Below are 22,500 nucleotides of genomic sequence, written 5' to 3'. Positions count from 1 at the left end.
TTTGTTTATTGATACAAGTTTTTGATACAACATCTTTTAAAATTAATCATGCTAATTAAGGATATCGAATAATCTCAATAAACCTCCGTTTTAATGTCTGAGAGGTTACAAATATGTATTGCTTGACGATAGTTTAGGTTAGATCTTTTCCACATTTTTAACATACTAAACCAAGCCTATGTTAGAACGTTTAATCAACAACAATGGTAAGATAGCGAAGAATTTGATAAAGAATCTTGGGGTGAATTAAAAAGGGTCCATACAATAGCGTTATTTTAGGCATTTTGATGCAGGGATTCTAACATTCTATTACAGTAAGTTAAGATGGTTTTATTGATATCCCCAAAGGCTACGTTATAACGGTAGTTGATCTTTTTTCATAAGTTTTTGAACCAAATAAAAAATCCTAAAAAACTTAAATGAGCTACATTTGTTATAAAAATGTGTAATTTAAAAAAGATAAACATATATGAAAAAATTAGGATTATTAGTTCGACTAGAAGCAAAAGCTGGAAAAGAAAAAAACGTTGAAGAGTTTATTACAAGTGCGTTGCCACTTGCTAATGAAGAAGTCGGCACTATTACTTGGTATGCGTTTCGTATTGACTCTTCTACATTTGGCATTTATGACACATTTTCAGATGAAGAAGGCAGACAAGCACATCTTGGTGGTAAGATAGCAAAGGCGCTTATGGAAAATGCACCAGAATTGTTAGCTAATCCGCCATCTATTGAGAAATTGGACGTTTTAGCCGCTAAATAAACATACCATAATTATTCTAAAATGGAAGTCTGTCAAAGTTCTGTAAATGAATTTGGACAGGCTTCCTTTGTTTACAAAACAGGTTAATGTTCTATCTGCTGTGCTTAGTCTCAATATTTCTTTTCCCTAAAAAGTTTTGAAAACAGGTCCCTATCTGCTTGATTAATGTCTATTGCATCTGTAACCGTTTTTAATAATATATTTATCATAATAGCGACGTATTGGTTCTTTAAAGATCGTAAAAAATTTTATGCCAGGATCAGAAAGTCAAAGGGTGATCGGGATAGCTGGTGTCCTATAACTTAAAGGAAAGCTTGCCGAAGAAAATGCTGCAAAGGATGAGAGTTGATGGTAAAAATTGACAAAAAAACAATAAGCCCCTACAAAGGAGCCACTTATGAAGTGGCCAAAATAGTTCCTTTATTTCGACACTTATAACTTATTCTCAGATTTGGACTTATCTGGAAATTTTATTCGTTGAGGTCGGCCAGGGATCTCGATACGGAATCGGTAGAGATTATTCTCACCGCAGCTACTGGGATAACGCTTCGGTTTCAAAAACGAAACAGGACAATAAATACAGACGACTATTATTGCCGCTACAAATTCAGGCACAATAATACCAAGATAAAATCTATCATATATATCTAGTGGTCATTGATATCGAAATATCCAAAGAAGAAGAAAAATCAATTTTAGCTATTTAAAATATACGTTATATTTATTCGAATATAGCCCCGCTAAAGCAAATGACAGAAACAGAAAAATATCTTGCTGACTTTAAAACAGCTGTTACAAGCGTATATCCCATTTCGGATAAGGCATTTGATTTATTGGCTGAAACGGCCTACATTCAGCAGTTTAAGAAAAATGAAGTTTTACTTAGGGAAGGGCGTGTCGCCAATGACATTTTCTTTGTCTGTAAAGGAGCCTTAAACTCTTATTTTATTGATGAAAAAGGAGCTATCTGGAATAAATGGATTTATTTGGAGAGGGATTTTGCGAGCACAAGATTTTCGGCAATCATAAAAACGCCCAACGATTTTAAACTGCAAGCTATTGAAAACACTACTGTGGTATGTATGCCTTATTATCAAACAAGAGCAGCTATCAATCAAAATGATGAACTAAAAAACCTTTACATTGCCTATTTGGAGAAAAAATGGATCGTCATTAATGAAGAAAGAGAAATTTCTTTACTGACCGAAAGTGCAACCACAAGATATCTCAAATTGCTGGCGGCACATCCGGGAATTGACAGCAGAATTCCACTACAATATATTGCTTCGCACCTGAGCATTACCCCAACACAGTTGAGCCGAATACGTAAAGGGCTAACCAAATAAAAAAATCATTACGCTCAACCTATATAGAGTGCGTTTTCGAAATCACACTTTATTTTTGCTTATTATCAAACAATAATAAAGGATACTATTAAACTCTTTGAAATAGAACGCATCGTACTATTAATTGAAGTTTGGAATAGGAGACCGTAATAATTAACAATTGAAATTAAATTATGCAAACAATTTCCAAAACACTAAAAATATTTCTAACCGCACTTATTCTTTCCAATATCGTACTGATGGCTTGTGTGGTCTACTTTTTTCTGAACAACAAGCACAGTTTAAGTGCTGAAAGAATAGATATCAAGGACAGATCTGGAAATAATCGTGTCGTTATTGCAAACACAGATAACATTCCGCAACCTATTATCAAAGGGAAAACATATAAAAGGGCTTACGCTCCCGCGGGCCTGATTTTCTATGATAAAAATGGAGACGAAAGAGGTGGTTTGGCAATTACCGATAATGAAGAGACTAACCTGAATGCACTTGCATTTGATTATCAGAATGCCGATGCCATTGGTATCCTGGCACAGGATAATAAACACGACAATTATTTCAGGGCTGGTCTATTGATTAATGATAAAGATCTATCCGGTAAGCCGGGGCATAATATTAACCGGATAAACCTACTAACAGAGAATGGGAACGCTTCTTTGGTGATGAAAGATAACAATGAGATACCGAGAATTATTTTAAAGGTGGACAGTCTGGGTAACCCTTCTATCGAAATGTTGGACGATAAGGGAAAAGTGAAATGGAAACAATAAGCTATAATCGAGAACTGTGCTGTCATTGATAAAATCACTATCTCCGCTTAAGCGATCGAAGCATAAACCGAAAAACGAAAAAGCAACCTATATCAGTAATCTCATTCGACAGCAGTTTGATATTGTATCGCATGGAACCCTAACAGATTTATCCGTTTGGATGGACACGGACAAGACCAGTAAAGATCATTGCTAATTTGTAAAAAAAAGCTTACTCGTCGCCCCGCTGTCCGTAAATGGTTGGATCGGGGTACTTATATGGATGATGTAGCACCATTTGATCAATTATGTTTAAATTCACGTTACAATGATAACTTGCTACGGCCCATGATCAATATACTCTATACCTTTCATGCTTTTTCAGCGGGTGCATTTCTGTTGCTCGGCACCTTAATCGTTATGGGTGTCAACCACAGTTGTTCCCACGCAGACCGGTGGCTTGGGACTTGGTATTATTTGATGGCATGCTTATTTACCCAGCTTTTTCTGGAAGGTTTTCATATCGAGAGCAATGGATTGATCCATACGCTGGAACTCCCGCGATGGGCAACACTCCCCTGCTTCTATCTGGCCGTTCACTACATGGTCAAACCAACAGCAACAATTCGGTATTGGGGACTACATTTTGTTCCATTCCTCGCTTTCGTTTTCTTCTCGATCATCTATTTAATACCCGGACTTTTTAATAAACACATCCATCCTCCTCAATTACCGCAATGGATCATCTTTGCTATCAAATATTTCTTTTTTGCACAATGTATCTTTTATTGGATTGCCTGTTATAGGCTCTTCAAAATACACCAGAAAAACATTCGCCAACTATCTTCCTATACGGAAAAGATAAACATGGCCTGGTTGAAGTATCTATTGATCGCGCTCTTATTGATGATTGTTGCCCGCCTGCTGGCTATGGTATATATAGTTTTTAGTGCTGTCGCCCCAATTTTATATTTTATGGGCACTGTGGCACTTGCCTACGCAACGTTAACACAACGGTCAATTTACACAATTGAGTCTACAGAAAACCTCATCAACGAAGCGGAGCATAAAAAGGTTAAAGCCGAAGAGCGGCTGACAGCAAAACAAGTAGACGCATTAAAAGAAAAACTAGTACAGAAAACAGCAGCTGAAAAGCTATATCTCGACCCGGCTTTGATACTATCATCCCTCGCGGAGCATATCGGAATCAATCCGCATGATCTGTCGTACATCATAAACAATGGGCTGGAAAAAAATTTTTACCAGTTTATCAACGGGCTTCGAACGGAGGAAGCGAAAATACTTTTATTATCCGAAGAGGCCAAGCTACTTGATATGTTTGGAATCGCAATAAGGGCAGGTTTCAATTCAAGAACAACCTTTTATGCCAGCTTCAAAAAAGCAACAGGCATTACGCCGACAGAATATATGAAAGTCAATAGTAAACAATCAAACTAACCCGACGCAATGAAGTTTGTTCGATTGCATCCATTCGGACGGTTAGCCTATCAAAAAGACCTACTCTTGTATCAAATCAACAAAAGAAATTATGATACAATACACCAAACCAAGCGGGTACTCGAGAGCGATCCGCCAATTTTCCAAAGCAACATATGGTCTTCTGGTGGGAGCATGTTGTCTTTTTGCTTCGATTGATACATTTGCCCAGTCCGCCTCTAAAGATAGCCCCCAGCAACAACAGTTGGTTCCGCTAAAATCATTTCAAGGTTACTACCAGCTACCCAATAAAGTAGCTTTCATTGCTTTCGAGGAGCAAGATAACAACCTGTATGCGACACAGCTGTGGGATCAGAAAAAAAGATATCAGCTGGTCCGTAAAGATGATACGCATTTTGAATCCAAAAATGAAGGCTACGCCATAGAATTTTTAAAGGATGATTCCGGCGATTTTAGCCAAACCAAGATACTGGGTAGGATTTTATGTGAGCGCGTGCCATTTGACCCCACTAAAATCGCGAGTTTAACCGCATCTCAACTGAAACAACTTGCCGGAACTTACCTCAAGGTAAATGATAACAACTTTAAGATTCAAATAGATCCCTCCTCAACAGGCCTAACGCTTACGCAATCGTGGGATAACAAAACAATTTCATTTACCCCACGATCGGAATTTTTCTTTCTAAATGATGATGGTACCTTCCCATTGACATTTTCTGTTGCCAATGGAAAGGTGGAGCAAATGCAGTGTTTCGAAAATGATGTCTGGCTAAAGACGGACCAATAATCCTATTCAAGAAAAATAATATGAACAGATCTATTGTCTGCTTATTCCTTCTGCTAATAGGTACCTTTGGGTTAAGTGCCCAACAGGTGGCGGATGAAAAGTTTCATTATCCCATCACCGATCCGCTGGTGCGGATCGGTGATGGACCGCTACTCCTATTTGACGAGGCACACAACAATCCGGTTACTTTGAGAGGAGCCTACGCTCCTTTTTCAGATCTTCTGCAAGCTGATGGATATCGCCTCCGAAGTGCCAAAGAAAAAATCTCTTACGATCAATTAAAGGAAGTGAAAATTTATATCAGCATAAATGCCTTATATAATCCAGAAAACTGGAAATTACCCACCTATTCAGCCTTTACCGATCAGGAGATAGAAACACTCAGTCAATGGGTATTTGATGGCGGAAGCCTATTTCTAGTGACCGACCACATGCCTTGTGCCGGATCTGTACAAACGCTTGGTGCGGCATTTGGGATTCATATCGTGAACGGTTTTGCCTTACCTAAGAATGGACGTCCCGAGATCTTTTCAAAGGATAGAGGCACACTGTTATCCAATGAAATAACCACTGGATCAGGTAAGGAAATAGACAGTATCATGTGCTGGGGTGGAACAGGCTTTATCATACCAACGAAGGCACATATTATTTCTTTATTAAATGAAGAATATGACATCTACCTACCCAATGATGCGAATCAGATAAAAAGACCTATTCCAGACAATATTCCCCGATTGTCGGGCAAAAGGTTTGCAAACGGCGCTTACCTGCAATTTGGGAAAGGGAGAATTGTGGTATTCGGAGATGGTGCTCCTTTTTCGGCACAACTCCATGGCATCAAAAGTGAAAAAAGAGGAATGAACCACCCGGCCGCAAAACAGAATGCCCAATTTTTGCTCAATATAGTTCATTGGCTTGACCAATGACCTGATTTGGCTAGTCTAATGCTGATTCCTCTAGAAATAAATTTGTCATATAATTGATATACGATAGTCGAGTGGACTAATTCTTGTTTTCTTTTTAAACAGTCTGGTTAATGACTGAGGTTGATCAAATTGCATTTTTTTAGCGATTTCAGCTACTGATAAATCAGTTTCAGCAAGTAATTCCTTTGCTATTTTAACAATAAAATTGTCAATATGATACTGTGCTGTATTTTTAGAAGTTTTTAAAGAAACATCATTGAGAAATCGTGTTGTACAATTTAGTTTCTTGGACAATAATGTTAAACTAGGAAGTAAAAACAAGCATTTTCTTTTGTTATCAAAAAGAGTGTGCAGCTCGCTCATGAAATCTTTTTGTAACGCGCTAAACTCATTCAGCTTATCTTCCATTAACTGTTGATAAAACCTTTGCATATGTTGTAAAAGCAAATCAAGATAAGAAATAAGTATTTTAGACTGCGTTTCACTCATGGGCATCTTAGTCTCGAGGTCTATCAGTTCAAAGATATTTTTTATAAGTCTATAATCGTTATTCGATAAGATCATCGATTCCTGAATGGAGTATTCTAGAAACCCAAATTCTTTCAATTTATTTCGCAGACTATATCCTGTAAATAGATCTGAACGGAATGCAAAATAAGCCCCTTCTTTAAAATATCCTCTTAGTTCTTGAACCGGAAAATACTGGCTGCTGAAAAATAATAAGATATGTTGTCCACGATGATCCTTAGTTGAACATCCAAACACAATCAAGAAATATTTATCATCAATCCATCTTTTGGCAGAATCAAAAAATTGCTCCTCATTTCTAAAATTGTCAAAATAATAACTGAAGCTTGCACTGAAAGCATTTTGAAATTCATTATTATTACCTGTATTTATCATATTTTATTTTTTCTTCGAGACTTTGCGCGTTATTTTTTTATTGAATTATTCCCTCAAGAAAAACCCTCTTTAAAACAATATTGTTTGTAAAATAGAGGGATTTCCTAAAGGATACATCTAGCAGCTTCGTTTTCAACGTTATTTCTAACTCTTTTTTTCTAAGATGGCTAAAAAAGCACGTTTGACACCTAAGACTAGCAGTTACTTCTTTTCAGGAACAATTGCTTTACCCGATTTTTCGAGCTCTTTCACAAAATCCCGCCCCCAGTAATGGATATCGTAGTGCTCAATATGCTCGTACAGCCTGCGCGCCCTGACCTGAGCCTCTCCGGGTTCCATGACCAAGGCTTTCAACAGTGCATCTTTCATGCTCTTACGGTCGTAGGGATTGGTCAATATGGCATAAGGCAATTCGACCGAGGCACCTGCAAATTCTGAGAGCACAAGAATCCCAGGAGTCTCCAATAACCCATGGGTCGCAATGTATTCCTTTGCGACTAGATTCAGTCCGTCCCGTAGAGGCGTGATCCAGGCAATATCACTCAGCGCATAGTGTTTGACCACTTCCTCAAAAGGTAAGGCCCTGTAAAAATATTGGATCGGGGTCCAGTTCATCGTTGCAAATTTACCGTTGATCTCACCCACGGCCTGATTCACCTGATCCCGAATTTCGTCATAGATCGTCATCCCCTGCGATGGCGGCGTACAGACATTGACCAGTTCGATCTTGCCCCTAAATTCTGGGTATTCGGCCAGAAATTCACCAAAAGCCTGGATTTTTTCCAAGGGGCCTTTGACGTAATCCAGGCGCTCGATGGATATGATACGCGTTATTCCCGATCCGGCTTTGTTTTCTTTGAGGGCATTGATCTCGGTCTTAACCTTATCATCTGTCAAAATCTGTTCGATATGATCCCTGTTGACCCCCACCGGTTGCGCGCCAAGCCTAATCTGCCGGCCATCCACCTCTATGATCTTGGTCATCTGATCGACGCCGAGCGCACAGCTATAGGTCAGGAACTGATTGGCGACATCAACTTTTTTGACCACTTTAAATGGTGTATGGCTACGGATCACATCCACAAAATTCTCGACATAACGCGGGATATGAAAACTGATAAAATCACAGAGCAGTAGGCTGCCGATAATCTCTTTGCGCCAGGGAATAATATTGAAAATATCTGCTGCCGGAAAAGCCGTATGATGAAAAAAGCCAATTTTCAGGTCCGGGCGCATGGTCTTTAAAAAAGAAGGCACCATCCACAGATTATACTCATGGATCCAGACCAGCGCCTCCTCGTCGGCCTCGCGGGCAATCCGCTCGGCAAAGCGCTTGTTGATCATCAGGTAATGTTCCCAGTCCTCGTGGTTGAATTTTGCCCGGTCAACAAAGGAAAAGATCGTCGGCCAGAACGCCTCTTTGGAGAATACACGATAGAACTTATCGATATCCTCTTTAGACAGCGATAGGGTGGAAGCGACCAGATTAGGATATCGGCTTTCGTCCACCAACTGATTTGGAACCAGCTTTCCGTCCTGCTGGATGACTTCCTCCCCGATCCAAAGACCGGAGCGTCCCTTTTCAAATAAGCCCAGCAGCGAGGGAATAATGCCATTTGGACTTCTGGGCGGTACCCTTACCGTCTTACCATTGACCGACTCCTTTTCAAAAGGCAGCCGATGGTACACCATCACCAGCTGGTCTGATTTTTTGGATTTTCTTTTTTGAGGCAACGATTTTTGTTCCCCGCGGATCAACTGCTGAAACGGGCGGTATTTGCCCATATATTCCAGTATACCGCCCGCCCCAGCGGCCTCTGCACTGTACGCTGTATCCAACTGATCAATGGCCTGCAGCAGCCCCGGCTCAGATTTTCCGACAGCAACACCACGAAAGCCGATCTCAAACAAGGCCAGATCATTCAGTGTATCGCCAGCTACCATCACATCATCTGGGTCAACGGCCAGAAATTCAACCAGCTTCTTTAATGTTGTCCCCTTATTGACACCTCTGGGGAGCAAGTCCAGGTATTTATCGGCCGAAGTAATAATATCACAGTCATACCTGTCAGCCACCTGCTGCACCAGACTATGGTCAACCCCTGCTTCATAATAAAATGAACTGCGGCGCTGCTGCGGCACATGTTGATAATTCAACTGCGGTATTTCCTCCAGCGCTGCCCGGATGGCATAAGTCTGCGGCCATTTTTCCTCAATCTCACTCTGCAGCGGCTCAATCGCTTCCAGGCTATGGCCGTTAACGACCGTGGCGCCCACATCCGCAATAATGAAATCTGGCACCGGAATAAGCGGGTCGCTCAGCAGCGGCAATACCGACTCCAGCCCTCTTCCGGTAACAAAGACCAGCTGCATATTCGGGCTAGTTTTTATCAATCTATATAATCTGAGGCGGTCTTCCATCTTTCCGCCCAAAAAAGTTCCATCTAAATCTGTTGCTAATAGCATATTATTTTATATTCCTTTCTAAAAGTTTAAATTCATCAATTGCGGCCATATGGTTGTATAGCACACGATATGTTGTCTGTAAGAGGGGCAAATTGAGCCCGAGGCTCGAGACCGTCGCCATCAGCCCCCGGGTTGCAAAATATCCTTCAGCGACCATGCCCATGAGTTGACGGGCTTCGAACACCGAATATCCCTGGCCAAGGTATTTACCGAAAGTCCGGTTACGGCTATGCGCGGAGTAACCCGTCACCAATAGGTCGCCCAAATAGGTGGAGCTCCCCAGCCGGACATCGGGCGCACCAAGGGAATGCAGCAACAGCCCCAGTTCGTCAATCGCATTGGCCACAAGCACCGCCATAAAGTTGTCACCGTAGTGGAGTCCTTCAGCCATGCCACAGACGATGGCGACGACATTTTTGTAAATAGCGGCGTACTCCACGCCCAGCATATCGCAGCTATAATTTACCTGCGTATAGCTTGAAGCGAAGCCCTTGGAAATCTTACGGATAAAGGATTCGTTGGGACCGCAAAGGGTCATATAGGTTTTCTTGTTCCGTGCGATTTCTTCGGCATGGCATGGTCCTGCAATGATTGCCTGCTGAAAATCTTCCAATTCAAAATACCTAGCGAGATAAGCACTGGGAAGCAGGTTGTCCGGGCCGACGGTTCCTTTAATAGCGGTGATCACAAACTTTTCGGCAAGGTCCTCTTTGGGGATTGCGGCGCAAACTTTGTCCAAATGCGCACTGGGCACGACGAAAAGGATTACTTTCGATCGGGCCACGATCTCGTCCAGCTGATCGGACGCATAAATTTTTGTATTGTCAAGTTTTAAAAACGATAGGTAGTCAGGGTTAACAGCATCCCGGTTTATCGAGCGCACCTGCTCTGAACGCCGCAAGTACCAGTTGGTATGAATGCTATTTTCTGTCAAAATTTTAACCAGGGCCGTGGCCCAACTCCCACCACCTATCACACTAATCTCATTCAAATCGTTGGGGGTTTTAAAGACGAGAAACAGAAGAAATTTCGCCGTCGGGTTATCTATTAATTTACTAATATACGTAAAAATTAATTAATAAGCAAACTTTACACATAAAAACAGCGTTAAAGGGGTATTTTCCACGCCAAAATCCGTGTTTATATTTCTTCGTAAATTTGTTCGTTCATATGAAAAATTTAAACATGCTTAACTTCAATGAACAATCACCAAGTTCAATTTATCAGTACATTTTTAATTTCTTTGCCAAATTGGATTTATCCGAGCAGCAGGCACATATTGTTACGGCCGCCGGATTACTTTTTGCTTTTGCGGTGATGCTCTATGCGCTCGATTATATCATGCGCAAAGTATTTTATTCCGCATTGAACCGGATTGCCCAGCGAACCTCGACCAAATGGGATGATTATCTTTTGGAAAACAAGGTGCATGTACGCGTGAGCCGCACCCTGCTCGTGCTGCTTACACGGCAGCTGCTACCGGTGATCTTCGTTGGTTTTCCGGTGCTTACAGCCGCTATTGTCAAGTTTCTGGATATCGTGGTATTGTTCACCATCTACTATCTGGCCAATAGCTTGTTAAAAACCTGCCGCGATATTTTTCGTGGTACAAATGTGTTTAGGGACAAACCCATCGACAGCTACCTGCAAGTGGTACAGATCTTTTTAATATTTGTGATCGGTACACTGGTCGTTTCCCTGCTGACCGGCAATTCGCCCTGGTCTTTTCTGGTTTCGCTAGGGGCGGCATCCGCCATCCTCATGCTCGTATTTAAGGATACAATCCTGGGCTTTGTGGCCAGTATTCAGGTGTCGGCAAATGACTCGGTCCGCGTAGGAGACTGGATAGAAATGCCTAAATACGGTGTAGACGGCGACGTGCTGCAGATTAACCTCAACAATGTGAAGATACAAAATTGGGATAAGACCATTGTCACCATTCCGACCTATACCCTACTGAGCGATTCATTTAAAAACTATCGTGGGATGCAGGAGACCGGTGGCCGTCGGATAAAACGGGCATTGAACATTAAAATGTCTTCGGTACGCTACCTCAGTGAGGAGGAAGTCACGGCATTGAAAACGATCCGGCTGCTAGCTCCCTATATCGAAAAAAGAGAGCGCGAGATTGCCGAGTACAATAAAACCTGGCATACAGACAGCTCCTCGCCCGTCAATGGTCGCAGGATGACCAATATCGGCCTGTTCAGGGCCTATGTACTCGCCTATGCCAAACATAACCCCAATATCCGTCAGGAACTTACTTTATTGGTCCGTCAGCTAGCCCCTAGCGAATACGGTATTCCACTGGAACTCTACATGTTTACCAAGGGGACACAATGGGCCTATTTCGAAGATACGATGGCCGATATTTTTGACCATTTACTTGCTGCCATTAAGCACTTTCACCTGCAGGTATTTGAACTGCCAGCATCTGATGACCTGAGGGTGCTCGGTGCAATGGAGCCCCGCTCCTAATCGCGACCTCTCTGTTGCGATCTAGGTTTGCCCAGTGGTTTCAATCTTATTGCCGCTGGGTAACTACAATCATTAACTGCGCAAAACAAAACATCAAAATATATCCTCAATTGCTCTTCCGAAAGTACAGGAATTTCTTCATATACCAATGTGATTCCTTTTTTACTAATCCAGCTAAAATCTCTTAGACAATCAAATACAGCACTCCAATTTTCCCCAAAATAATCTGGAAAAGTAAGAATATTGCTCAACTTTCTAAATAATTCATTTTCACCTTCTACTTTGGGCAGATATGCAACGTACTCAACTTCGTTGAAGTAGGCAATCGGATATTCTAAAAATTTAATTTTCTTCATTTTATCAATTAATCAAGTTAATCCTACATTACAAAAAATAGGATTTCTTACTAACAGAGTATTATGACCATTACCGCCGGCTCCTTTTGGCACATTTAAAATTGCTACAAATGTTCCACCTTTAAATTGTCTTTGAAATGGCGTTCTGCCCCCTTCACTTTGTTGATGTTAAGCTACGTATTTTCGTAAGTATAAGAAAAGCCGTCATCCCCTTCTGCATTCCGGTATCTCCCTACTCAACAGCTAGAAATAATTTTTTTTAAAACCAAACAGGATTCAATATTGTATTAATAGTACTTTTCAGAAATAGGTAGTAATTATGAAGTCTTGAGATCCTCCCAGACTCAAGGTTTTTTATTCCTTTTATATCCTTTTTTCATCGAACATCGTCCTTTATCCACTTTAATTCCCCACGTTGTATCATGGCTATATACTTTTGCACGTGATCATCGGTCAATAAGCAATTGTCGTCAAGGTGGTAATTGAACTGCTTAGTGAAGGTGTCATATTGAATACTTCCTACATAAGCATTATTGAGGTATATATGCCAAAGGCTGTATTTCTTGGCCCGTACTTCCACTACCTGGCGTTTTCCATGATGATAAAATAACTCAGGCACATCCGTATCAAAGCGAAGTATAAGGGCGTCAATGCACGCTTCCTTAATGTCATCGGCCAGTACACCGAATGCCAATTCCCACACTCCCTGAGATTTCCTGAAAACATAAAAAGCAAGACCATTTTTGTTGTAAAGATGATAATCTTTCATGCCCATGCTTTTATCATGCACGGTAATTTGAGCGTACATTACCCGATTTCGGCTAAAGATTTCCAGAGGTTTCATTTCACAATATTACTAATAATATTAGTAATATTGTATACAGTAAAGATATTTAGGATTTCACATTTTTTATATGCCCTTGGATGGATGAGGCCTCTCATAGCTGGTAGAGCGACCGCCAAAGAAATCGACATAGCTCGCTCTTATATCGCTAAAGGCAGTGGTGTCGATGTAGCGATTTATTATTGTGCAATTGGTTTATGATCTCGCTAACAGCTTCCACAGTTTGTCCGATTTCTTCTGCTGTAGTGAAACGCCCTAAACTAAATCTTAGTGCATTAAATGCCTCATCCCTACTCAATCCCATAGCTTGAAGTACAGGAGAAGGTGCTGCTTCAAAATAACTGAGTACTGAGCAGTTGGAAACACATATATTATCGAGTTTTTGAACAATATTTTCGCTGTTAATACCATCAAAACGTATTGTACATGTTGTATAGATCCTGTGTGTTTTAGAACCTATTAATTTCGTCCCTCCGATTGCCAATAATTGTTGTTCTAAGATATCACGTAGTTTGCCAATGCGTTCTTCGTCTTCATTCATCTGTAAAGCTGCGAGTTCAGCGGCTTTGCCCATACCAACGATACCCGGCACATTAAGTGTACCATTTCTTGCCTCGCCTTCATGTCCACCAGAAAAAATAAGCGGTTTCATAGGTACTTCGGGTCTAAAATAAATACCGCCTATACCCGTTGGCCCATAAAATTTATGGGCAGAGAATGTGAGGATATCTATTAATGATCGTGCGCGAACAGGGAGTTTTCCGACAGATTGGCTTCCATCGGTCATAAAAAAGGCGTCATGAGCATGTGTTATTTCCGCAATTCGCTCTATGTCCTGAATCACACCAGTATCATGGTTGACATGCATCACACATACTAAAGCTGTAAGAGGTGTAAAGGCCCGCTCTAGTTCTTCAAGGTCTATCAATCCGTCGCTATCGACAGAAAGGTAAGTAACCGCAATACCATTGGTCTCAAGATACCTGCAGGTATCCAAAACTGTGGGATGCTCTGTCTGTACAGTTATAATATGTTGTTTCCCGGGCCTCAATAATCCACGTAATCCCATATTGATAGCTTCAGTAGCACCAGCTGTAAAGAAAATATCTTCTGCATTGGTATCTATAAGATCAGCAATCTGTCTCCTACTCTTCTCGACCGCAGTATCTAAATATTTGCCTAGTTTATGACGACTTGCTGCGTTACCATACTTGTCTGTCAAATAGGGCATCATTTCGTCTAAGACCCTAGGATCCATTGGAGTGGATGCATTGTTGTCAAGATATATAATTTTGTCCATGTTAGTCGATTTGTCTTGCGTCATTCTTTTCATCCTCATCATACGTTTTGAGCATATAGTGTTGTCCTAGGTTTCCCTCAAAGACTTTTATTTCGGCAGTCGTTGGCGGATGCGGAAAATCACCTTCCCATTTCAAAAAAAATAAATTCATCCACCGAGTTCCCCATTCTCTGTTCTCAAATATGGCATCGTTGTAATTTCCTCCAAAAGTAATTACCCAGGATGGTAGCCCCACTTCAGCACGCTCCCATTTAACGACTTGCCGCGCATTAAAAATGTTTATAAGAGATAGCAGCCCGTAGGAATAGACAGTTGAAAAGAGAAAAATAGCGCTTATATAAAAGAATTTCGAAAGTGCTTTTGGAATAATGATTTTTTTTAACCCGATTAACATACTAATGGTTACCATCACAGCTCCACCCAACAGAACCGCCCACGGTAAAAAGTACCAATCATCTTTCAAATGAACTTGATCATATAGCAAAAATGCAAATTCTAGCACTATAACAAAAGTTAATAATCCCAACCCAGATCTGTTGATGAAATATTCAGTCCGCCAATTTTTAAAAAAAAGAACTAATATTAATCCAGAAAACAGTCCGTAAAACAAAGCTATGTATTGATTAAAAAGCATAAAACCTGCACTGTAAAAAATCATAACTAATAACAAACCGATTAAAACTAATCCATCGAATTTCTCGTTTAAATAAGTGCTAAGCTTTTGTATAATACGCATAAATTAGGCTTTTGGTTAACCTTACACGCCTAAGATTAGCCGCATAGGATAAATAACATTAGCTTAAAGATAAATATTATTTATCAATACTTAATAAGGTTAGGAATAATTATTCGGATTGTTACATAGAGAAGGCTCCAAACTTCCCCAAATGAGCTGTTAAAATAGAAACCTCATTTTGCTTTAATTTTATCTCTATGCTTTAGACCAAATTTAATTAAAGCATTGGCAACTTCCTCCGTTTCTTTAGCATAGGCGGTAAGCGCATAAGAAACAGTTACAGGTTTGGTGTCATTAACCGTTCTACTAATCAGTAAATTATCTTCTAATTCCTGAAGTTCCTTGGATAGAACTTTTGGGGATATTCCCTGAGCCATCTCTTGCAGATCTTTAAACCGCATTGGGCCGTGTTTCTGCAAATTGTGTAGGATACAAAATTTCCATTTACCACTGAGCAATTCAATGCCATCTTTTAATGCCAATATAGTTTCTTTACCAATATTTTTATTGCTCATAAGATAGTTACTTTCCTAAAGGTAATGAATAGTAAATATATATTGAATATCCAATAGTTTTGTTGTACAAAAATTTAAAGAAAATCATTATGAAAGTAACAGTAATCGCAAATATTTCGGCTAATGGAAGAATTTTGATATCCGATAATCCGCATCATAAACTGCCACCGGAAGCAATGGAATTTTACATACAATTTGTAAAACGGATTGGAAATGTAGTGATAGGATTGAAAACATTTGAAAATTTTCTAAATTTTCCAGATCCGATAAAAGATCATTTTAATGGAATAGAAATCATCATATTGGCCGATAAACCTTATACGGCTGACGGCTACAAGACTGTTGCAAGTCCTGAAGAAGCAATTGCATATATGTCTGCAAAAGGAGTGCGGGAAATAGCCGTTGGTGGCGGAGCAGGTACTTTCAACGCTTTTTTGGATAAGAATTTGGTTACCGATATTTATTTTAACATCAGCCCTATAATTACTGGAGCTGGAGCAATTTTAGCAAGCAATGAGGATTTAAGTTCAACGTTCAAGTACCAAGGTCAGAAGCTTAAAAACGGTTTTCTTCAATTGCATCTAACGAAAGAAGACTGAATAACAACAGACCAAAAATGTCTTTCAAAAATAGTTGAATGACGGAAACAAACCCGCTAAAATTATTTCTTTCGGATCTATATCTTTCAATTGGCGACTGAATCCACACGACGATAAGTATATACATCATGGTTAAGGGCGCCGGCGAGCGGAAAGAGAATAAGAAAACCGCCAGCTGTCGACTCACTCGGCACGACTAAATCACCATGGTTATCTAGTGCAAAGCAAATAGTCTCGGTAAAGAATCTATTAACTAATACATAGATGTCAAGGTCGGTATTTCTGAAAGAAACAAAGTTTTGCGGTTCGGGCTTAATTTTCCTCGTTCTTTCACGCACGACATTTCCTAAGGTATAAATTAGTTTGAAATGGATTTTTTTTTGGGTGAGCTGTGGTCAAACGAACAGCTTTTGCACCTAACAAATAAATAATTTGTGCATATTTCAATGTTGTATTAGCTCTAAACTTACCAAATTTCCATTATCTCAAAGGAGAATAAAACTTTAATAAATCGTTGACGTTTTTGACCAATGTCAACGACTATATCCTAATATAAAGTGCATCTTTGACCTATAAATAATAAGCGATGAGAGAGCAACTATTACAATTGTTACGTGAAAAAGCGTTGTTAAACGAACAGCAATTAACGGAGGCCCTAACTTATTTTAAACCCCAATCGATAAAGAAAAATGACCATCTGCTCAACGAAGGTTCCATTGCAGACTATCTTTTCTTTGTCGGAAAGGGCTGTCTGCGCCTATATTTTCGCAATGACGAACTATCAACGGCAACCCGATTCATGGCTTTTGAGCATACTTTTCTAACCTCTATCGTCAGCTTCATTTCCAGACAGCCAGCTACAGAATTTATCCAAGCCGTAGAAGATACGGAGGTCCTAAGCATCAGCAACACTGATTTTATCTTTTTGAGAGCAAATATGCCCGGCTGGGACAATTTTTATATCTACATCCTCGAATATGGATTAACTGTTGTTAATAATAAGCTCAGCAGCTTATTAACCCAAACTGCTAAAGAACGTTATCGCGATCTATTGAAAAATAATCCCGAACTCATACAGCGTTTGTCTAATGCTAACCTTGCGGCTTATCTGGCGATATCACCCGAAACACTAAGTAGGTTAAAATCTACTATTTAACTAATAAAAAATGAGAAGCGACGAAGTAAAGCAGGGATACCAACGTACTCCCCATAGAGCCCTATTTCGGGCCACAGGCGTAAATGATAACGATTTTGATAAGCCTTTTATTGGAGTGGCAAATTCCTTTATCGAAATTATACCCGGACATTTTTTTCTGAATAAGGTTGCTGAGATCATTAAAGACGAAATCAAGGCAAACGGATGTATTCCTTTTGAATTCAACACGATCGGTATTGACGATGGTATTGCTATGGGACACGATGGAATGCTGTACTCGCTCCCCAGCCGAGAATTGATTGCCAACTCAATTGAAAGCGTCATGAATGCACACAAATTGGATGCTATGATAGCTATCCCTAACTGCGATAAGATTGTACCCGGCATGATTATGGGTGCGCTACGTGTAGATGTGCCTACAATCTTTGTCAGTGGAGGCCCCATGAGAAAAGGGTATATCAAAGATGGCACTGCCATTGACCTGTCTACAGCTTTTGAGGCTGTAGGCAAACACGAAGCAGGCTTAATCAGTGACGAAGAGCTCAAAGACATCGAGTGTAATGCATGCCCCAGTGGTGGTAGTTGCTCGGGTATGTTTACAGCAAATTCCATGAACACCCTGATGGAAGCTATGGGTATAGCACTACCTGGTAATGGAACCATATTGGCATTAACACCCGAGCGTGAAAATCTATATCGGGAATCAGCCAGAAGGATCTGTGAAATCGCCAAAGACAATCAGCTTTCCAAACAATTCAAACTTAAAAACATCATCAATGAAAAAGCCATCCAGAATGCTTTTGCAGTGGATATGGCCATGGGCGGTAGTACCAATACTGTCCTTCATATGCTTGCTATAGCTCACGAAGCGGAAATAGATTTTCAGCTTAGGGACATTAACTCAATATCAGATCAAGTAGCGCACATTGCAAAAATATCGCCCAGTTTAAGCACCGTCCACATGGAAGACGTCCATCGCGCCGGAGGAGTAAACGCTGTAATGAACGAAATGACCAAGCGCAACAACCATGTCCTTCAGGATAATATAACGATCAGTGGCGAAATGTTATTCAAAAAGATTGCCAATGCAGCGATCAAAGATGCAACAATCATACATACAATAAATAATCCATACAGTCCTGTTGGAGGATTGGCGATTCTATTCGGAAATCTTGCAGAGCAGGGAGCCGTTGTAAAATCTGCAGGAATCACTGGCGAAAAGAATTTTAGCGGGACTGCGGTTTGCTATGATAGTCAAGAAGAGGCCATAGTAGGCATCCTTGCCGGTGAGATCAAAGCTGGAGATGTTGTGGTGATCCGTTACGAAGGTCCCAAAGGTGGCCCGGGGATGCAGGAAATGTTGACACCTACTAGCCTGATCATGGGGATGGGATTGGGCAGTTCTGTAGCGTTGGTAACAGATGGCCGATTCAGCGGAGCTACCCGCGGAATAGCTATTGGACATGTCTCACCTGAGGCTGCTGAAGGTGGATTGATTGGATTACTAAAAAACGGAGACTATATCGTTATTGATATCGACCAACATATGCTTTCAGCTGACATTAGCGAAGATGAGATTCAATTGCGAAGAAAAGGCTTTATTCCGATCAGAAAAAAACTAAATTCTAAATGGTTGAGTCAATATCGGCAGCTTGTTGGCAATGCTAGTAGTGGTGCCATATTAAATTGTGATTTTTGAAAATAAAACCGTTTCAGTTTAGCAAAATTGACATCTTAGGCTAATTCTAATGTATTTAGGCAAATAAGGAAGGTAACAGAAAAAGAACAGAACTGGTGGTGGTTACCATCATGGCATGCTATTTTTCAATCGGGCAAGGTTAATACCAAAGCCTACTATACATTATTTATTCTGAATGAATATGTTGGTCAATTTTAACTATCTAGATTATTACAAGCTGTAAGGCTAAGATATTGGTTTGAAAGTGGGATCGGTTACGGAAAACCGTAAGAATGTCTAACAGGCAATCCTTAGGTTTGAAAAGACAATACAAACCGCATTAATCAATAACATATGAAAGATAAAACAACCGCAGCTTTAATGGCATTTTTCTTGGAGTATTTGGTGCACATAGATTTTACCTAGGGCAGACCGGATTAGGTTTCCTTTATCTCCTTTTCTGTTGGACGCTTATACCTGCTTTTATCGCATTGATCGACTTTATTGCTTTTCTAACAATGCGCAAAGAGAATTTTGATTTAAAATACAACCGCGTATATTTTTCACAACCCGTCGTTCATAATTATGTGCCTATCTCCCCCATTACCCAAAAAGATGCTGCGACTGAAATAGAACGATTACATGGATTGATGGAAAAAGGAATGATTACACAAGCAGAATTTGAGGATGCAAAACGTAAACTGCTGTAAAGGATTGATGAATGTCAAGAGAGACATTATTAGCTATGACCTGGAAAAATAGGGCATCAAATGGCACCTTTATAACGGTTAAATGAGGCAATATGAAATCAAACTTTTATTCGAAGATTTGGGAATTGGTTATAAAAAAGAATGTGAAGTATGGCATTATTACAATGATGAGCTTGGTGACCATCGCTATAGTCGGTGGTTTCACTTTAAAGGATCATTTCAAGACAAAAATTATGTCAGCCAAACAAATCAAATTTGTCCCATAATCGATCTCGTTCCAATTAATGAGAATTTCAGCATAGGCTTTAGCGAAAATAATCAACCTACGGCATTGTCCCAAATCAACGTGGCTATGGTAACTCATCCTGCCCAACTGAAGTAACGGATTATAACATAAAGCACTGGACTGCTGACCTTATCCGCTCTACTTGATCATTTCGGATACAAAGATGCTACCTTCGTCGGTCATGACTGGGGTGCTAATGTGGTGTGGAATCTCGCACTATTGTATCCTGAACGGGTAAATAAAATAATAAACTTAGCGCTGCCTTATCAGGAGCGCGGAGAACAACCATGGACTGAACTGATGGAAATCCTATTTGGAGAAGACTTCTACTTTGTTCATTTCAATAAGCAGATCGGAATTGCAGATGCCATAATGAATGAAAACGTACACCGGTTCCTGCGGAACATATTCCGCAAGGATATCCCTCCCGCTCGACCTGATCCCGGCATGCTCATGATCAATCCCGCGAGAGCAGTAGAACCAATTGGCAAGCCTCTGATGGAAGAAAGCGAACTGTCTGTATTTGTCTCGACCTTTGAATCCGCTGGATTTACCGGAGCAAACAAATCGTATTATATCTGCTTAATGAGAAGGCTAATTTGTCATTTTACGTAGCAAAAATTGGGAGTGTTTTCGTGGTCATGTTGTGGAATTTTATTGACAATTATTTCTTTGTATTCCATCAATAGCATTGAGTGTAATTAGATTAACAGGATAATAGCAAGTTCATCGATTGTCAACCAGCTCGTATTGTTACATAGCATTACCCATTCGCCATTGCGAAAATCTACATCCATTATAAAAAAACCGATCAATCATAATTTGCAAGGTTCCACCGCCATGCAAAACAGAAACCTCAACCACTTGCTTTTGACCACACACGTCACATTCGAACTTTATATCCTTTTTCATCGAATATCGTCCTTTATCCACTTTAATTCCCCACGTTGTATCATGGCTATACTTTTGCACGTGATCATCGGTCAGTAAGCAATTATCTACGAGGTGGTAATTGAACTGCTTACTGTCATACTGAATACTTCCTACATAAGCATTATTGAGATAAATATGCCAAAGGCTGTATTTCTTGGCCCGAACTTCCACTACCTGGCGTTTTCCATGATGATAAAACAACTCAGGCACATCCGTATCAAAGCGAAGCCTCATATATAGGCTGCTTAATATGAGTAAGAAGTGGCGCGACATACTTCGGTAATTTTGTAGCTAAATATATAGTGGTATTTCGCAAAGTCTAATAAGAGTACCATCTGATCAGGAGAGCAAATATATACGCCTCCGACGTCATTGTTCTTGCCTTCAGAATACTATAGTGCCGGCAAGCTATATTGTGACGATTGGGCATTACGATTCACTTTCATAAACAAATCTTCGTATGTAGTTTTCCAGATCAGTAAGTTCAAAAGGCTTTGCTAGAAAACCCTCGGCCCCACATTCCAAAGAGATTCTTCTTCCGTCGATATGACCTGACATCATAATCACAGGCAGCTTATCATATTTAGCTGAACTCTTGAGATCACGCAGTATCATGTCACCATTCCGTGCATGCATATGAATGTCCAAAAAGAGTATATCAGCATTCATAGTATCCAACACTTCCGTCAGGACTAAACTGTTTGCTACAGATATAACAATCGTATAATGATTCTCTAACACCAAGGAAAATGCATTTAGTATTTCTTTATCATCATCGCACACTACTATTGTCTTTTTCATCTTATTTTTTTAAGAAATATTTTTTTCATCACTTATTAAAAAATGGATCTTAGGCATAAGATCCACCTTCCTTGATTGTTGATTAGCTCTTAATGAGCTTTTCCATTGAGTAAGTCTATCGCCCTAGAGCTTTTTAAAATTGAACCCCCATCGAATATATTTGGTTCTACTTCAAACGTCATTACCCATACTTCACGTGTATATTCAGACGAAGACGTATAAAAACATCGCTTTGTGATGAAACTCATTTTGTTGTCAAAACAATGGGTATATCATTCAGCTTTGCAAATTAAAAAAGCGAGCAAAAGCCTGGTGATAATCCAGACTGTATACCCGCTTCAAAATAATCTGCCTTGTGCAAGTGCAAAAAATAAGCTACCTTTTCGATTGCCTATTTCTTTTTTTTACGGAAAACATTATCCGTTAACTCTTTAGAGGAGCCATCTTTTTCCTTTTGATAAGAAGATTGTGCTTTCTCTTTGGTGCTTTTTTCCTTTTTAATGTCTTTACTCATGATGTATGGATTTTATAAAGTGATGGTCCTTTTACTTTCAATAGCTATGATTGATCGGAAGGAATAATATTAAGCTGAATCGTATTTACTCTTTGAAGTACGCAAGCTGCTAGTTGTTGAACTGAAAATTTCCGAAAGGTATATCGTGGAGAATTTAGAGATAAAACAAGTGTATTTATCATATCGGATCTACTGA

General features: G+C 39.9%; 25 protein-coding genes and 1 pseudogene. 14 read left to right on the top strand and 12 right to left on the bottom strand.

Features of this window, described 5'->3' with window-relative positions:
• Positions 1–469 precede the first annotated feature (469 nt).
• The 6 genes from B4Z90_RS21320 (at position 470) to B4Z90_RS21295 (ending at position 6,029) form a co-directional block, all read left to right on the top strand.
• Positions 470–763, top strand: coding sequence for a putative quinol monooxygenase (locus B4Z90_RS21320; RefSeq protein WP_070566204.1), 294 nt, complete (start codon positions 470–472; stop codon positions 761–763).
• A 749-nt stretch (positions 764–1,512) separates the two neighbouring features.
• Positions 1,513–2,109 (top strand): Crp/Fnr family transcriptional regulator, encoded by a 597-nt coding sequence (locus B4Z90_RS21315; RefSeq protein WP_070565712.1) that lies wholly within the window; start codon positions 1,513–1,515, stop codon positions 2,107–2,109.
• Positions 2,110–2,282: 173 nt separating this feature from the next.
• Positions 2,283–2,879, top strand: coding sequence for a hypothetical protein (locus tag B4Z90_RS21310; protein WP_070565714.1), 597 nt, complete (start codon positions 2,283–2,285; stop codon positions 2,877–2,879).
• Positions 2,880–3,068: 189 nt separating this feature from the next.
• Complete coding sequence (locus B4Z90_RS21305; RefSeq protein ID WP_070565716.1) at positions 3,069–4,316, top strand: helix-turn-helix domain-containing protein; 1,248 nt, start codon at positions 3,069–3,071, stop codon at positions 4,314–4,316.
• A 91-nt stretch (positions 4,317–4,407) separates the two neighbouring features.
• Positions 4,408–5,103 carry a hypothetical protein gene (locus tag B4Z90_RS21300; RefSeq protein ID WP_070565717.1) on the top strand — a complete coding sequence of 232 codons (696 nt, stop codon included), beginning with the start codon at positions 4,408–4,410 and terminating at the stop codon, positions 5,101–5,103.
• Positions 5,104–5,123: 20 nt separating this feature from the next.
• Entirely contained in the window at positions 5,124–6,029 is a 906-nt protein-coding gene (locus B4Z90_RS21295) for a hypothetical protein (RefSeq protein ID WP_204991091.1), read from the top strand.
• A 45-nt stretch (positions 6,030–6,074) separates the two neighbouring features.
• Here the strand turns inward: B4Z90_RS21295 and B4Z90_RS21290 are convergent, their stop codons facing one another.
• From B4Z90_RS21290 to B4Z90_RS21280, 3 genes are all read right to left on the bottom strand, one after another.
• Positions 6,075–6,932: a helix-turn-helix domain-containing protein gene (locus B4Z90_RS21290; RefSeq protein WP_070565720.1), complete on the bottom strand. Its 858-nt coding sequence runs from the start codon at positions 6,930–6,932 to the stop codon at positions 6,075–6,077.
• A gap of 201 nt (positions 6,933–7,133) precedes the next feature.
• Entirely contained in the window at positions 7,134–9,353 is a 2,220-nt protein-coding gene (ggpS, locus tag B4Z90_RS21285) for a glucosylglycerol-phosphate synthase (protein ID WP_239468894.1), read from the bottom strand.
• 46 nt (positions 9,354–9,399) lie between these two features.
• Positions 9,400–10,389 carry an NAD(P)H-dependent glycerol-3-phosphate dehydrogenase gene (locus tag B4Z90_RS21280; protein WP_112376270.1) on the bottom strand — a complete coding sequence of 330 codons (990 nt, stop codon included), beginning with the start codon at positions 10,387–10,389 and terminating at the stop codon, positions 9,400–9,402.
• 179 nt (positions 10,390–10,568) lie between these two features.
• Between B4Z90_RS21280 and B4Z90_RS21275 the strand changes: the two genes are divergently transcribed.
• A complete protein-coding gene (locus tag B4Z90_RS21275) occupies positions 10,569–11,876 on the top strand; it encodes a mechanosensitive ion channel family protein (protein WP_286803236.1) in 1,308 nt (435 codons plus the stop codon).
• Here B4Z90_RS21275 and B4Z90_RS21270 read toward each other — a convergent pair.
• The 5 genes from B4Z90_RS21270 to B4Z90_RS21250 form a co-directional block, all read right to left on the bottom strand.
• Positions 11,873–12,232: a barstar family protein gene (locus B4Z90_RS21270; RefSeq protein ID WP_112376268.1), complete on the bottom strand. Its 360-nt coding sequence runs from the start codon at positions 12,230–12,232 to the stop codon at positions 11,873–11,875. The genes B4Z90_RS21275 and B4Z90_RS21270 overlap by 4 nt on opposite strands.
• Before the next feature lie 376 nt (positions 12,233–12,608).
• The gene (locus tag B4Z90_RS21265) at positions 12,609–13,076 is read right to left on the bottom strand and encodes a hypothetical protein (protein ID WP_112376267.1); all 468 of its coding nucleotides are present in this window, start codon (positions 13,074–13,076) and stop codon (positions 12,609–12,611) included.
• A gap of 148 nt (positions 13,077–13,224) precedes the next feature.
• A complete protein-coding gene (locus tag B4Z90_RS21260) occupies positions 13,225–14,376 on the bottom strand; it encodes a cysteine desulfurase family protein (RefSeq protein ID WP_112376596.1) in 1,152 nt (383 codons plus the stop codon).
• Between the two features lies 1 nt (position 14,377).
• The gene (locus B4Z90_RS21255) at positions 14,378–15,112 is read right to left on the bottom strand and encodes a hypothetical protein (RefSeq protein WP_112376266.1); all 735 of its coding nucleotides are present in this window, start codon (positions 15,110–15,112) and stop codon (positions 14,378–14,380) included.
• Between the two features lie 173 nt (positions 15,113–15,285).
• Positions 15,286–15,627, bottom strand: coding sequence for a winged helix-turn-helix transcriptional regulator (locus B4Z90_RS21250; RefSeq protein ID WP_070570596.1), 342 nt, complete (start codon positions 15,625–15,627; stop codon positions 15,286–15,288).
• Between the two features lie 89 nt (positions 15,628–15,716).
• Between B4Z90_RS21250 and B4Z90_RS21245 the strand changes: the two genes are divergently transcribed.
• Positions 15,717–16,226, top strand: coding sequence for a dihydrofolate reductase family protein (locus B4Z90_RS21245; protein ID WP_112376265.1), 510 nt, complete (start codon positions 15,717–15,719; stop codon positions 16,224–16,226).
• A gap of 86 nt (positions 16,227–16,312) precedes the next feature.
• Here B4Z90_RS21245 and B4Z90_RS21240 read toward each other — a convergent pair whose 3' ends face one another.
• Positions 16,313–16,564 (bottom strand): hypothetical protein, encoded by a 252-nt coding sequence (locus B4Z90_RS21240; protein WP_112376264.1) that lies wholly within the window; start codon positions 16,562–16,564, stop codon positions 16,313–16,315.
• A 248-nt stretch (positions 16,565–16,812) separates the two neighbouring features.
• Here B4Z90_RS21240 and B4Z90_RS21235 point away from each other — a divergent pair, with 248 nt between their 5' ends.
• The 6 genes and pseudogenes from B4Z90_RS21235 (at position 16,813) to B4Z90_RS21215 (ending at position 20,671) form a co-directional block, all read left to right on the top strand.
• Positions 16,813–17,382, top strand: a complete 570-nt coding sequence (locus tag B4Z90_RS21235; protein WP_070570592.1) for a Crp/Fnr family transcriptional regulator — start codon at positions 16,813–16,815, stop codon at positions 17,380–17,382.
• Positions 17,383–17,392: 10 nt separating this feature from the next.
• Complete coding sequence (gene ilvD / locus B4Z90_RS21230; protein ID WP_070570590.1) at positions 17,393–19,081, top strand: dihydroxy-acid dehydratase; 1,689 nt, start codon at positions 17,393–17,395, stop codon at positions 19,079–19,081.
• A gap of 365 nt (positions 19,082–19,446) precedes the next feature.
• Positions 19,447–19,554, top strand: a pseudogene (locus B4Z90_RS25235) (TM2 domain-containing protein); the annotation flags it as partial.
• Between the two features lie 24 nt (positions 19,555–19,578).
• Positions 19,579–19,770, top strand: a complete 192-nt coding sequence (locus tag B4Z90_RS21225; RefSeq protein WP_201639097.1) for an SHOCT domain-containing protein — start codon at positions 19,579–19,581, stop codon at positions 19,768–19,770.
• Between the two features lie 82 nt (positions 19,771–19,852).
• Positions 19,853–20,152 carry a hypothetical protein gene (locus B4Z90_RS21220; RefSeq protein ID WP_070570588.1) on the top strand — a complete coding sequence of 100 codons (300 nt, stop codon included), beginning with the start codon at positions 19,853–19,855 and terminating at the stop codon, positions 20,150–20,152.
• A gap of 24 nt (positions 20,153–20,176) precedes the next feature.
• A complete protein-coding gene (locus B4Z90_RS21215; protein WP_201303623.1) occupies positions 20,177–20,671 on the top strand; it encodes an alpha/beta hydrolase in 495 nt (164 codons plus the stop codon).
• 138 nt (positions 20,672–20,809) lie between these two features.
• Here the strand turns inward: B4Z90_RS21215 and B4Z90_RS21210 are convergent, their stop codons facing one another.
• From B4Z90_RS21210 to B4Z90_RS21200, 3 genes are all read right to left on the bottom strand, one after another.
• Positions 20,810–21,223 (bottom strand): hypothetical protein, encoded by a 414-nt coding sequence (locus tag B4Z90_RS21210; protein ID WP_112376263.1) that lies wholly within the window; start codon positions 21,221–21,223, stop codon positions 20,810–20,812.
• A 195-nt stretch (positions 21,224–21,418) separates the two neighbouring features.
• Positions 21,419–21,790, bottom strand: coding sequence for a response regulator (locus tag B4Z90_RS21205; protein WP_070570584.1), 372 nt, complete (start codon positions 21,788–21,790; stop codon positions 21,419–21,421).
• 391 nt (positions 21,791–22,181) lie between these two features.
• Positions 22,182–22,304 (bottom strand): hypothetical protein, encoded by a 123-nt coding sequence (locus B4Z90_RS21200; protein ID WP_256604652.1) that lies wholly within the window; start codon positions 22,302–22,304, stop codon positions 22,182–22,184.
• Positions 22,305–22,500: the final 196 nt, after the last annotated feature.

The sequence above is a fragment of the Sphingobacterium sp. UBA5639 genome (assembly GCF_002421245.1).
Lineage (GTDB): Bacteria > Bacteroidota > Bacteroidia > Sphingobacteriales > Sphingobacteriaceae > Sphingobacterium > Sphingobacterium multivorum.
Note: the sequence above shows the minus strand (reverse complement) of the source record. Positions and strands in the feature narration are given on the sequence as shown.

Excerpts from the sequence above, each read along its gene's own strand:
- B4Z90_RS21275 (WP_286803236.1), top strand. The coding sequence starts at position 10,569 with ATGAAAAATTTAAACATGCTTAACTTCAATGAACAATCACCAAGTTCA.
- B4Z90_RS21245 (WP_112376265.1), top strand. The coding sequence starts at position 15,717 with ATGAAAGTAACAGTAATCGCAAATATTTCGGCTAATGGAAGAATTTTG.
- B4Z90_RS21220 (WP_070570588.1), top strand. The coding sequence starts at position 19,853 with ATGAGGCAATATGAAATCAAACTTTTATTCGAAGATTTGGGAATTGGT.
- B4Z90_RS21225 (WP_201639097.1), top strand. The coding sequence starts at position 19,579 with ATGCGCAAAGAGAATTTTGATTTAAAATACAACCGCGTATATTTTTCA.
- B4Z90_RS21290 (WP_070565720.1), bottom strand. The coding sequence starts at position 6,932 with ATGATAAATACAGGTAATAATAATGAATTTCAAAATGCTTTCAGTGCA.
- B4Z90_RS21300 (WP_070565717.1), top strand. The coding sequence starts at position 4,408 with ATGATACAATACACCAAACCAAGCGGGTACTCGAGAGCGATCCGCCAA.
- B4Z90_RS21255 (WP_112376266.1), bottom strand. The coding sequence starts at position 15,112 with ATGCGTATTATACAAAAGCTTAGCACTTATTTAAACGAGAAATTCGAT.
- B4Z90_RS21265 (WP_112376267.1), bottom strand. The coding sequence starts at position 13,076 with ATGAAACCTCTGGAAATCTTTAGCCGAAATCGGGTAATGTACGCTCAA.
- B4Z90_RS21250 (WP_070570596.1), bottom strand. The coding sequence starts at position 15,627 with ATGAGCAATAAAAATATTGGTAAAGAAACTATATTGGCATTAAAAGAT.
- B4Z90_RS21200 (WP_256604652.1), bottom strand. The coding sequence starts at position 22,304 with ATGAGTAAAGACATTAAAAAGGAAAAAAGCACCAAAGAGAAAGCACAA.
- B4Z90_RS21205 (WP_070570584.1), bottom strand. The coding sequence starts at position 21,790 with ATGAAAAAGACAATAGTAGTGTGCGATGATGATAAAGAAATACTAAAT.
- B4Z90_RS21235 (WP_070570592.1), top strand. The coding sequence starts at position 16,813 with ATGAGAGAGCAACTATTACAATTGTTACGTGAAAAAGCGTTGTTAAAC.
- B4Z90_RS21320 (WP_070566204.1), top strand. The coding sequence starts at position 470 with ATGAAAAAATTAGGATTATTAGTTCGACTAGAAGCAAAAGCTGGAAAA.
- B4Z90_RS21310 (WP_070565714.1), top strand. The coding sequence starts at position 2,283 with ATGCAAACAATTTCCAAAACACTAAAAATATTTCTAACCGCACTTATT.
- B4Z90_RS21295 (WP_204991091.1), top strand. The coding sequence starts at position 5,124 with ATGAACAGATCTATTGTCTGCTTATTCCTTCTGCTAATAGGTACCTTT.
- B4Z90_RS21260 (WP_112376596.1), bottom strand. The coding sequence starts at position 14,376 with ATGGACAAAATTATATATCTTGACAACAATGCATCCACTCCAATGGAT.
- ilvD (WP_070570590.1), top strand. The coding sequence starts at position 17,393 with ATGAGAAGCGACGAAGTAAAGCAGGGATACCAACGTACTCCCCATAGA.
- B4Z90_RS21270 (WP_112376268.1), bottom strand. The coding sequence starts at position 12,232 with ATGAAGAAAATTAAATTTTTAGAATATCCGATTGCCTACTTCAACGAA.
- B4Z90_RS21210 (WP_112376263.1), bottom strand. The coding sequence starts at position 21,223 with ATGAGGCTTCGCTTTGATACGGATGTGCCTGAGTTGTTTTATCATCAT.
- B4Z90_RS21315 (WP_070565712.1), top strand. The coding sequence starts at position 1,513 with ATGACAGAAACAGAAAAATATCTTGCTGACTTTAAAACAGCTGTTACA.
- ggpS (WP_239468894.1), bottom strand. The coding sequence starts at position 9,353 with ATGGAAGACCGCCTCAGATTATATAGATTGATAAAAACTAGCCCGAAT.